General features: G+C 33.0%; 8 protein-coding genes, 6 tRNA genes and 2 pseudogenes. 9 read left to right on the plus strand and 7 right to left on the minus strand.

Features of this window, described 5'->3' with window-relative positions:
• The first annotated feature begins 53 nt into the window (after positions 1 to 53).
• The 6 genes from GWD08_RS08280 to GWD08_RS08305 all read left to right on the plus strand — a co-directional run bounded on the left by GWD08_RS08280 (position 54) and on the right by GWD08_RS08305 (position 566).
• A tRNA-Phe gene (locus GWD08_RS08280) sits at positions 54 to 126 on the plus strand.
• Between the two features lie 16 nt (positions 127 to 142).
• Positions 143 to 223 (plus strand) — tRNA-Tyr (locus tag GWD08_RS08285).
• Positions 224 to 229: 6 nt separating this feature from the next.
• Positions 230 to 300, plus strand: a tRNA-Trp gene (locus GWD08_RS08290).
• Positions 301 to 310: 10 nt separating this feature from the next.
• Positions 311 to 383, plus strand: a tRNA-His gene (locus GWD08_RS08295).
• A gap of 8 nt (positions 384 to 391) precedes the next feature.
• Positions 392 to 463 (plus strand) — tRNA-Gln (locus GWD08_RS08300).
• 19 nt (positions 464 to 482) lie between these two features.
• Positions 483 to 566, plus strand: a tRNA-Leu gene (locus tag GWD08_RS08305).
• Between the two features lie 137 nt (positions 567 to 703).
• Here the strand turns inward: GWD08_RS08305 and GWD08_RS08310 are convergent.
• The 5 genes and pseudogenes from GWD08_RS08310 to GWD08_RS08330 form a co-directional block, all read right to left on the minus strand.
• The gene (locus GWD08_RS08310) at positions 704 to 1,651 is read right to left on the minus strand and encodes a sigma factor regulator N-terminal domain-containing protein (RefSeq protein WP_159565201.1); all 948 of its coding nucleotides are present in this window, start codon (positions 1,649 to 1,651) and stop codon (positions 704 to 706) included.
• Complete coding sequence (locus tag GWD08_RS08315) at positions 1,638 to 2,138, minus strand: RNA polymerase sigma factor (RefSeq protein ID WP_159565203.1); 501 nt, start codon at positions 2,136 to 2,138, stop codon at positions 1,638 to 1,640. Before GWD08_RS08315 ends, GWD08_RS08310 begins: the two co-directional genes overlap by 14 nt.
• Positions 2,139 to 2,300: 162 nt before the next feature.
• Positions 2,301 to 3,438, minus strand: a pseudogene (locus GWD08_RS08320) (tyrosine-type recombinase/integrase).
• A 4-nt stretch (positions 3,439 to 3,442) separates the two neighbouring features.
• Positions 3,443 to 3,637 (minus strand): DUF3173 family protein, encoded by a 195-nt coding sequence (locus GWD08_RS08325; RefSeq protein ID WP_159565205.1) that lies wholly within the window; start codon positions 3,635 to 3,637, stop codon positions 3,443 to 3,445.
• Between the two features lie 68 nt (positions 3,638 to 3,705).
• A pseudogene (locus GWD08_RS08330) lies at positions 3,706 to 4,656 on the minus strand (Rep family protein); the annotation flags it as partial.
• Here GWD08_RS08330 and GWD08_RS08335 point away from each other — a divergent pair.
• From GWD08_RS08335 to GWD08_RS08345, 3 genes are all read left to right on the plus strand, one after another.
• Entirely contained in the window at positions 4,656 to 5,081 is a 426-nt protein-coding gene (locus GWD08_RS08335) for a hypothetical protein (RefSeq protein WP_159565207.1), read from the plus strand. The pseudogene GWD08_RS08330 and the gene GWD08_RS08335 overlap by 1 nt on opposite strands.
• A gap of 220 nt (positions 5,082 to 5,301) precedes the next feature.
• Entirely contained in the window at positions 5,302 to 5,685 is a 384-nt protein-coding gene (locus GWD08_RS08340) for a hypothetical protein (RefSeq protein WP_159565209.1), read from the plus strand.
• 30 nt (positions 5,686 to 5,715) lie between these two features.
• A complete protein-coding gene (locus tag GWD08_RS08345; protein WP_159565211.1) occupies positions 5,716 to 6,138 on the plus strand; it encodes a hypothetical protein in 423 nt (140 codons plus the stop codon).
• Positions 6,139 to 6,424: 286 nt separating this feature from the next.
• On the opposite strand, the gene GWD08_RS08350 is transcribed toward GWD08_RS08345, so the two are convergent.
• Both GWD08_RS08350 and GWD08_RS08355 read right to left on the minus strand, forming a co-directional pair.
• Positions 6,425 to 6,946, minus strand: coding sequence for a PepSY domain-containing protein (locus tag GWD08_RS08350; protein WP_159565213.1), 522 nt, complete (start codon positions 6,944 to 6,946; stop codon positions 6,425 to 6,427).
• Positions 6,947 to 7,552: 606 nt separating this feature from the next.
• Positions 7,553 to 8,182, minus strand: a complete 630-nt coding sequence (locus GWD08_RS08355; RefSeq protein ID WP_159565215.1) for a putative bacteriocin export ABC transporter — start codon at positions 8,180 to 8,182, stop codon at positions 7,553 to 7,555.
• Positions 8,183 to 8,311 lie beyond the last annotated feature (129 nt).

Below are 8,311 nucleotides of genomic sequence, written 5' to 3' on the forward strand. Positions count from 1 at the left end.
AGGTTCAAATCCTGCTCCCGCAATATAGAGTATTAGAGATAATACTTATAGTTGGCTCGGTAGCTCAGTTGGTAGAGCAATGGATTGAAGCTCCATGTGTCGGCGGTTCGATTCCGTCTCGCGCCATAACAATTTAATAAGAGGAAAGATAGCGAAGAGGCTAAACGCGGCGGACTGTAAATCCGCTCCTTCGGGTTCGGGGGTTCGAATCCCTCTCTTTCCATCCTTAACGGGCATAGTTTAAAGGTAGAACTAAGGTCTCCAAAACCTTCAGTGTGGGTTCGATTCCTACTGCCCGTGTTAAAATATGGCGGGTGTGGTGAAGTGGTTAACACATCAGATTGTGGCTCTGACATTCGTGGGTTCGATTCCCATCACTCGCCTATTTTATTGGGGTATAGCCAAGCGGTAAGGCAAGGGACTTTGACTCCCTCATGCGTTGGTTCGAATCCAGCTACCCCAGTTTAAATTTTATATTTAAAGCCGGCGTGGCGGAATTGGCAGACGCGCTGGACTCAAAATCCAGTGTCCTCACGGACGTGCCGGTTCGACCCCGGCCGCCGGTATACAAAAAGACAAGGTTTCTAGACCTTGTCTTTTTGTATTTATTTGATTATATATCTCCTCAAGTTACTAAAAATTACTTATGAATATTTTTTTCTGTTTTTATTTCAAACTTTTAGTGAAGACTTTTATAACCTACTTATTTTTTATCTAAATGATAATAGGGTTTATTTTCAATAGTAGCACCTATACTTGAAGCGTATATCCAATTTTTCTCTTCAAGTTGTTTAAAGTTTTCAGCTTTACCCGTCACTATTATGCCTGAAAACTCGAGTTTATCTCCACTACTTGTATTCTCATATTTTTTAGAATAGTTTTTGAGATCTGATAAGATATTTACGTTCTTATAATATATTTCGGAATTCACTTTTAAGTTTTCCTTTATATTGTTTACGAATATTTGTGGAGTATTTAAAATTTCAGGGCTTGTACCAAATTGGTATTTAGTAGGCCAATAAGACGTATCTAGGGTTGTTTGTGTACCTATCCATAACCAATTTTGTTTTAGGTTATTTGGGATCATTGCTTTTATTTCTTTATAACTATAGGATTTATCAAAAGTTATTGCTACTTCAACGAGTTCATTATTTAAACTATTTATATATTTCAGTTCATTGTTAGGAGTTGATTTAACTTCTCCTTTATCGTATTTTACTTTTGTATTATAGAATTGAGGAACTTTTTGTCTAGTACCTCGGTCAAATAGATTATTATTTGCCGATGTTTCATCCGCACTTGTACCAAAAGTACCCGATATACTATAATTCTCTTCAAAACTTGAATATGGAATTTGTACACCATTAATATCTTTATACCTATCAGCATGTACTTTACCAGTGAATTGACCACTTGGATGATAATATAGGCTATCATAGGAAATATTTGGATATGCTACCTCAGAAAGCAGCTCAAAGCTACGATAAGCTTTTTGACCATTTTTAGAAGTGAAATATGTCAGTCCTTTAAAAGTTATTCCGAGAACTAATAGTACTGTTATCAAAGCAATTAGGACTGTTTTAACTAATGTAGCTCTTTTTCTTTTTTTTGCTAATTCTGCCAGCGGATCGCTAAACTTATTTTTTGTCATGTTTTAAATTATCCTTTTCTAAATATTTTTTTAAAGTTCTTCTAGTACGCATAAGTTTTACCTTAATGGTGCTTTGTAGTTGTCCATTTATTTGAGATATTTCTTTAATGGAAAATCCCTGAAAGTAATATAGGTCTATCAGATATTGGTCTTCTTTTTTCAAGTGTAACATTGCTTCGTGTAGTTCAAAAAAATTGTCTATTTCATTGTAATTGAGATTATTTTCAGTAAAAAATTCTTCTTGTAAAATTTCGTAATAGCGTTTATCTCTTCGATACAGATCAATATATCTTCTAATTGCAGTTCGATACATCCAAGCCTTTATTTTATTAAACGGAAGGGAAGGTTCAGATTCTAATATTTGTAAAAAGACGTCTTGAGTAATGTCCTGTGCTTGGTTAGGATCAACACCAGATTTAATAAGATAAGCTATTATTTGATGTGAAATGTCTAATAATTCTTTTTCATAGTCATCTAAAATTGACATTTGACCTCCTTTCATTATTTTATTAACCTTTCTTCATTAGTATAACGAATAAATAATGCCTTTGGTTACATAAAAACAATAATTTTATGGAAAAAATAGGAATAGTTTTTTGCTTTTGGGTTTCTAATTAAACAAAAAATTAAAGCAAGGAATTTCCTTACTTTAAATAAGATTATCTAATTTATCCGCCAAACTCTTCTGTTTAGACGGGTATAAATGTGAATAGGTGTCAATTGTAGTAGTGATAGAAGCATGCCCTAAGCGTTCTTTTGCTACGAAATAATCTTCACCTTGATTAATAAGTAAAGAGGCGTGTGAGTGACGGAAATCATGGATCCTAATTCTTTTAAGGTTAGGATCCCTTTTTAATACCTTTTTATAAAACTTCTCAGTAGTATTCTTAGTGATCACCATTGGGGAGTTCTGAAATATCTGTAATTCATTTATATCACCAGTAATAAAATTGTTAAGCTGTTTATATTGAGTCTTTTTCCAATCTATTAACTCGTCATTTAGTTTTTTTATGTATTGTGATACGTCTCATTCCTGCTTTGGTTTTAGTTGTTGATATATAACTAATACCTTTGCTAATATATATTGATTTTGTAATGTGAATTGTTTGTGTTGTGAAGTCAATATCATTCCACGTTAATGCTAAGGCTTCGCCAAGTCGCATTCCAGTAAAGAACAGGCAAGTAAATAATAATTGATAATTATATTCCTCTGGTTCAAACAAATTTAGAAACTCTTTAAATTCTTCGATTGACCAATAATTGAGTTGAGCTTTTGCAATTGGAAGTTTCTTTAACATTTTAACAGGGTTATTTGTGTAATAACCTTTTTTGATACCGATATCAAGTATCTTCTTGAGAAGTACCATTATTTTATTAATTGTATTTGGATTAAGTGGCTCATTACTATTTTGGGCAATTGTATTTCGTAAGTATTCTCTATACTTATAGACATCATCATAATCTAGTTTACTGACGTCTTTTACTTTTGAAAAGTAATCTTTTATATGTCGATTATGATTATTATCTTGAGTATTGATATAACTTTGCTTTTTATGATTGATAACATCTTCTTGTTTGAGTAATTGATATAACATGTCGATAGTGATTCGTCCATTTGAAACTTTTGATTTTAATTCCACACCACGAATATACTGTTCAGCCTCAATTGCTTCTTTTTTTGTTTTAAAGCCTTTTCTGACAATCCTTCGTTGACTTAAGGTAATGGGATCAACGCCATTACTGACGTCGACAATCCATCCACCATTCTTTGTTTTACGTATTGCCATAGCTTTATACCTTGGAAGTTAGTTTTAAATCTAATAATTCCTCCGCAATTGTTGCAGGTATAGTTCCAATAGGTTTATTATCATAAACATAGAAACCACGTTGAACGAGGAGGCGTTTTCCCTTACGTATAATGGAACGGGATGTTCCTTCTGAAAAACCTAAGGCTACTAAATCATCTTTTGTTACGGTTGCTATCATGTGTATTCTCCTTAATAACTATGGTATAATTAAGGACAGGTTGAGGAGTTCCAGCTCCTCGGCTTGTCCTAAGCGTTTCCTTTTTCTCTAGCGGGATTTTGGGGACGCTTTTTTATTTGTGGTAATATGCGAGGAAGAATATGCTCATCTAAAACACGATTAATAAAATCTGCTTTATTGTCAGTGCAATAGATATCTTCCTCGCCAAAGTGTAATTGAATCTCTTGATTATATCCTGTTTGGTAATAATCTCTATAGTTCAATTCTTTAATTTCTGATAGATTGTAAAATCTATCTGTTTCTTTGTCGTGATTCCCTTTTTTCTTTGAAATCTCTAGGACGTTATTAAACCGTCTGATATACTGGTTTAAATCCTTATTTTGAATCTTTCCAAAGAAAGACTTCAGGGACTGATAATTAGTAATCACAATTAGACGACCAATGACCAGTTTATTCTTATAACGTGCGGATAGGTAAGACTTGTTTAAAGGATCTAAGAGTTTTAACCAGTCTGCTGGCAATAAGCTATCAGACCTTGGGTCATCTAAGAGAATAACTTCTTCACCAAAATACTCATCAAAAATATTCTTAGCACCAGCACTGTACATTTTCCAGTTGAGACCCTCTTCTTTAGCTCTTTTAATAATCTCCTCAATCATTTCAAGTGCTAGAGTCGTTTTGCCAATGCCAGAAGATCCATGTATATAAATAATAGTAGGCTTAAAGCCTCCATTCTCTAACTCCCTTAAGGTTCGTTTAGAAGCAATCTTGCCATAAGCTCTAAAAGCTTCATCAAGTCTTGTTTGATTATAAGACCAAAGAAAAGTTAATTCTTTGTCCGCAAAGATATCATCTTCTGTCAGATTCCCATTAATGATTTCTTGAAAGACTTTATCTAGACTTTCGTCTGATTTTTCTCTTTTAGCAACGGCATAGCGTTTAGAAAAATCTGCTTTGTTATCTTCAATGAAAACTTCATAATCAAATGTTCCAAAAGTTTCCACTTCGTTAGGTGCATATGGTACTCATAGCATCGGCGCTAGATATGACATTGGATGAGATGGTTGGAAATAATAAAAAAATAGAGGATCGTCTTCTTGCAGGATATATTCTAGAAAAAGCTGAAACTAATCCATATTATTCTAATGCCATAAATAATGTAAATTTAATGGCACGTTTATATAAAATCGTTAGGTTTGAATTAGAGAAAGAATTTTTAAGCTCAGAAGATTTAAATTTCATACTAGGTGGTGAACTTGCTATCAGTGACAAGGAAAATCGCAATATCATAAAAATTAAACTAGATAATTATTTTAATAATAAGGTTAATGAGTTAAAAGAGAGTATTAGTGACAGTCTTGACGATTATGATCCAATATTTGGATATTCTTATCAAGAAGAGATAAAGCGAGTGTCTTTAAAAGAACTTCTATCTGATCAATAATTTTGAAAAGATTATTTAATGAGTGAAATGCTAGTAATTATTATAATATTAATAATTTGCGAACCACTTTTGCTAATATATACTCATTTAAAGTTTAAACATTCAATATTTAGAATAAATAAATTAAGATTATAATACATCAAATTTGAATCCGCTTACAAAACATGGTGATATAATATATTTGAAAAGTTGTTAATCTTAAGTAGAGAAAGGATAGTCTATGAAAAAATATTTTGTTAAGTTTTTATTAATTTTAACTCTACTTCCTACAGTAATATTGTCTGGAACTGCAATTTCAGCTGATACGAAAGTGTATGAACCTCAAACTGCTCAAGGAATTTCCTCACTTCCCGGAACTGTTTTTAGAGATAGAGGAAGTTGTATGGAATTAGTTAAAGTTGGGAAGCTATCTCCAAGAAATTGTGGTTACTCTCAAGGAAGACCAACTGGTGCTAATATTTGGTTAACCCCTAAACAATGGAACTGTGTTGTGAATGCTTATTCAATGCCATTCGTGGTAGCCACTGTACCTACCACATTGGGTGGTGGTGCTATTATTGGAATAAATGCATGGAGAACAATGCTTTCATGTAATAAACTGTAATATATATTAGTTTAGAATAGGGGGATTAGAATGTGGAAAAAAAATTTACCATTTTATTTAATATTTGCTATAGTAACAGTAATTAATATTATTTTAGTTGGAGTTCCTAAGTTAACTTTTTTGAGTTTCGGTGTTCCTTTATTATTAATAGTTATTTCATGGATAATCTTTAAATATATTGAATCTAGTATAGGTGGTTTTGAGAATCAGCGAAAAGCTTTTTACTACTGGTTCTTTGTCCTAGTCATACTGCTAGGATGTTTGTTCTTTGTTTTAAATTCTCAAAAACAGCTTGAAGTCAATAAAAAGGAAACTGAATATGAACTTACAAAAGTAAGTCAAGATAATTATGATAAGTTAATTAACTGTACAACTGAAATTGACTCAAAAAAAATTAAAGAACTTATTTCACAAAATAATAATAACATTATTTACATTGGTAGAAGAAGTTGATTGATGATATGACGACATCAAAGTAATTTGATAAATAGCATTACTCTCCTTCATTTGAATAGTCCCTTTAAAATCACTAAAATCTCAAAATTACGTAGTTTTTAACTTGATTTCCAAAACACAAACCTTATTAAATCAACATTTGTTAACTTAAAAAAGGGCTTGGTAGCACTCAAAATCCAGTGTCCTCACGGACGTGCCGGTTCGACCCCGGCCGCCGGTATACTAATAAAGACAAGGTTTTTCGGCCTTGCCTTTTTATTTGCCTTTGTTTTTAAAAGACATGTTAGTTTTCGGTTGATTTTTCTATAATGTCACCGGTTTTAGCATTTATCGTATAGTCGTATTCGTTGTTGTGTGCTGTGAATTTAATCTCATAAGTACTAGTAGTACCATCCATGTCTTTTTCAATAGACATCATTGAGGTATCTTTTTCTTTTATAGCAGCATCTTCTAAAGCGATACTTTTAGCCTTATCTTGCGAAATAGTATCCTTGGTCAGGTCTTTAGTTGCTGATAACCCTTTGTTATCGGTTGATTTCTCTAAAATTTTTCCAGTTTCAGCATCTACAGTATAATCATACTCTTTTTTGTCTGTGTCAAAATCAATCTCATAAGTTGCTTTACCGTCTTCTTTATCAGATTTTATTTGGAAATGAGATGCTTCTTTTTTGGTTAATTTGGCATCTTTTAAAGCAATATCAGTTGCTTTATCCTTAGAAATTTTTTTACTGGAACTACCATCAGAACAAGCTGTTAGGGTTACAGTTGATAGTAAAACGAGACTAGTTGTCATTAATTTTTTCATATGCTCACCTTTTCTAAATCGTAATTGTAATCTATTATATCAAGAAACCACACATATGTAAAAAGATGTGGTCTGTTTAGGGTGCATTTTTAAAAAATATTATTTTTAAAAGAATGACTCTAAAAATAGTTGTTCAAAAATCAATAGAAAAAGAAAGCATGATTAAGGTTCTAGTCATTCAGGTACTATCAAATCACTAAAACCCCCAAAGAAGTTGGCTTTTAACGTAATTGTCAAAACACAAACCTTCTTAAATCAAACGTTGTTACCTTTAAAAACTAAACGGTAGGATTAAAAGTCAGAGTTCTAGCGGACGTGCCAGTTTCGTTCTTTGCCCGCGGCCCGGCCCGCCGTTATACTTAAAACAGTAAGGTTTTTGAGGCCGTGCCTTAGATAGCAGATAGGGCTCTATCATCCCTGCGCTGGCTGCACCCACTACAGAAATTATAGAGCCCAAGTTGTATCATCTCTTTTTAGATGTCAGACGATGAAGTGTTTAGTTGTAAAGTTTTGGGGATCCAAACTGTTTTTTCTTGACTTATGTTCCATTTTTTATTGCATTTGACCTCCTGGTAATGCAAAATTAGTCCATAAATCAGTAACTTTTTATTGCTTAGGCATAGTAATAATGGTGTCAGCCATTTCCCAGATAGCAGGATTATGAGTAGCGATAATAATCAATCGGTTTTTATTTTTTAAAGATAAGAGTATTTCCATAATTAGTTTTGACGTTGCCGGGTCAATTGAAGCTGTCGGCTCATCAGCCAAGATAAAAGGTGGATTTTTCAAGATGACTTTAGCTAAGGCAACGCGCTGGGCCTCTCCACCAGACAACTCAAAGATGCGTTTTTTTAAATGAAGATAAGGCAGTCCGACACTTTCTAGAGCTGCTTTTTCTTTTTGCTGTTGTTCTGATTTGCTTAATTTTTGCCCTATCAAACCTAATTTTAAGTTGGCTTCAATCGTTTGATTTTCTATCAGACCAAAATGTTGAAAGAGATAGCCTAATTCATAACGGAAGAAATCACTTGATTTGTACTTGCTTAATTCTTTTTCGCGGTAGAAGATCTTTCCCTCGTAAGATTCTAATTTAGCCATGATATTCATCAGGGTCGTTTTACCGCTTCCACTTGGACCAATAAGGGCATAGACTTTGCCAGACTCAAGTGTCAGGGAAAGGTGTGAAAATAAGGGTTGCTCGCCAAACTGTTTACTGACATTTTCTAATTGAATCATTCTAGAATCATTCCCGTAGTTAATATTGTTGTCCAATTTGTTATAGTCCAAAGGGAGATAATAATGACTTTCCTTGTCTTAACAATTGGTCAACAATATTCACTGATGCCCTTTCTTCCAATTAAATGC

Origin of the sequence: Streptococcus halichoeri (assembly GCF_009870755.1) — a bacterium.
In the GTDB taxonomy this organism is placed as follows: Bacteria; Bacillota; Bacilli; order Lactobacillales; family Streptococcaceae; genus Streptococcus; species Streptococcus halichoeri.